The organism is Streptomyces otsuchiensis (genome assembly GCF_004305975.1).
GTDB classification, from domain to species: domain Bacteria; phylum Actinomycetota; class Actinomycetes; order Streptomycetales; family Streptomycetaceae; genus Streptomyces; species Streptomyces otsuchiensis.
The window spans coordinates 1-2101 of sequence record NZ_BHZI01000478.1 but is presented as its reverse complement, the minus strand read 5'-3'; the positions used below and the strand labels follow the sequence as shown (position 1 = coordinate 2101).

1 protein-coding gene and 1 pseudogene are annotated in these 2101 nt (G+C 76.0%); both read right to left on the bottom strand.

Annotated features, from left to right (window positions below; all coding sequences use genetic code 11):
• Positions 1-226: pseudogene (locus tag E0D90_RS25240) on the bottom strand (hypothetical protein); the annotation flags it as partial.
• A gap of 23 nt (positions 227-249) precedes the next feature.
• Positions 250-2101 (bottom strand): IucA/IucC family protein (locus tag E0D90_RS25235; RefSeq protein ID WP_130800235.1); only part of this gene is annotated, 1852 nt, incomplete at its 5' end.

Sequence of the window (2101 nt, the reverse complement as noted above, 5' to 3'; positions counted from 1 at the left end):
GCCCCCGCCGGCACCAGGCGAGGAGCTTCTCGACGGTGTCGTCGTCGGCCGCCTCCGGGCCGTGCGGCGCCGGCGGCGAGTGGTCCGGCGGCGAGTGGTCCGGCGGTACGCCACCGGCGAGCGGCGTGGCGCCGGACGGTGGCGGGGCGTCCGACAGTGACGGAGCGTCGGACGGGCCGTGACCGGCGGACGGCTCCGGGCGGGCTGGTTCGGTACGGGGCGGCATCTCGGTTGCTCCTCCCGGCCCGTTCAGCGGGCCACCACCGGGTTGGCGAGCGGGACGTAGACGGACTGGCCGTCCACCGGGCCCTCCAGCTCGTCCATGCCGTGCAGCCGGGTGAGCAGGTTGGCCTTGCAGCGCAGCGTGTCACGCCCACCGAGCTCGGCGGCGAAGGTCGACGCGGGCACGCCGTCGGTACCGGCCGCACGGTCGGCGAGGAAGCTCCGCAGCGTCTCCAGCAGACGCTCCTCGGGGGCGATGCCCTGGGACCCGAAGGCTCCGATGAGGCCGAGGATGTTGTTGATCCCCAGGTAGTAGAGGAACCGCTCGTCGGCCACCTCGTCGGGGACGAAGGTGTCGGAGACCTCGCCGATGCCGGGCAGCTGGGCGTCGAGTGTCGCGCGGTGCGAGTCACGGAAGTAGTAGCCCTGGTTGTCGCGGTACCAGCCGCCGTCGGGCCATCCGTCGGCGTCGAGCCGCACCAGGGTGTTCTGCTGGTGCGCCTCCAGGGCGATGCCTCCGACGGAGTCGAGCCAGAGCACCGGCCGGACCACGGTCTCCAGGTAGCGGGCGAACCACTCGGCTCCCACCGCGGCGCGGGAGCGGCCGGTGGCGCTGGCGAGGGCGGCGACGACCCGCTCCAGCCGGGACGTCAGGCGGGTGGGGTTGTCGCCCGCCCAGGGACGGAGGGCGGTCAGCCCGGCGACGCAGAGCGCGTCATCATCCTGGCCGAAGGGGTTCGCGCGGATCACCAGGTCGAGCCCGGGCACGGGGTTTCCCCCCGGCGAGTCGACCGCCGCCCAGGCCGGGTCGCGCAGGACGTCGAACCCGGCGCCGTCCGGCATCGCGGCCCGCCAGCGGGAGGCCAGGCCGGTCTCCAGGAGCCGGTGCACCTCCATGCCGCGGTGCAGTTCCTTACGGAGGTTCTCCCGACGGGAGTTGGTGATGCGCAGTCCCAGCGAGAGCTTGAGCATGACGTTCGCACCGGAACGGTGGACGGTGCGGACCGAGGAGGTCGGGGACCACGGGGCGCCGTGCGCGCCGAGGTCGTGCAGCAGCCCTTCCTCGAACAGCCGCGCGGTCTCCGGGCGCCGGGCCACGTCGCGTGCCTGCCAGGGGTGCAGCGGCAGGGGCACGGTGCCCGGCGGCAGTGGGAGGTCCGCACCGGCGGCGGCCGACAGCAGTTCCTCCGCGGGCACGGGCTCGCCGCCCGGTCCGGCGAGGGCGGAGCCCCCGACGAAGACGGAGCGGTCGACGGCGAACCAGTGCAGGGGGAACTCACCTCGGAGTTCCGGGGCGGTGACCCGGGCCTCGTGGCCGGTCAGTCCCTCGCGGCTCTTGGGCGTGGGGTGCAGCGGATGGCCGAGCACCAGCCCCTGCTCGCCGTCGAGGAACGGCGTGGTCCCGGGCGGGGCGGCGGGGACGGCGCGACGGGCGGCCAGGAACTCCCCCACGCGCTGGACGGAGTCGGCGACGCGGCCGACGATCTCGGCGTCCTCACCTCCCGCCGTGGCGCCGGGTGCGCCGTGGGCTCCCTCCCGGACCAGCAGGGCCGCGAGGGCCGTGGCGCTGACGGGAGCGGCGTCGTCCGGGGCTCCGGTGAACACGGCGGGCCCGAAGCGGTGGTGCCCGGTGGGCGACCAGTAGCGGACCGGCACCTCCAGGGCGGTGCCGGTGGCGGTCAGCGGCACGAGGAGCCGGGTGGCTGCCGGTGGGGCCCCGGAGCCGGCGGCCGCGTCCGCCGCGCCGCCCGCTTCCCGGTCCGGCGCCGCGTCCACGTCCGGGGCCGGGGCCGGTTCGGGGGTGAGCGCGGTCTCGCGGACCCAGCAGCGCAGCAGGTTCTCCACCGCCGCGGCATCGGCGACGCGGGCGGGGTCCGGG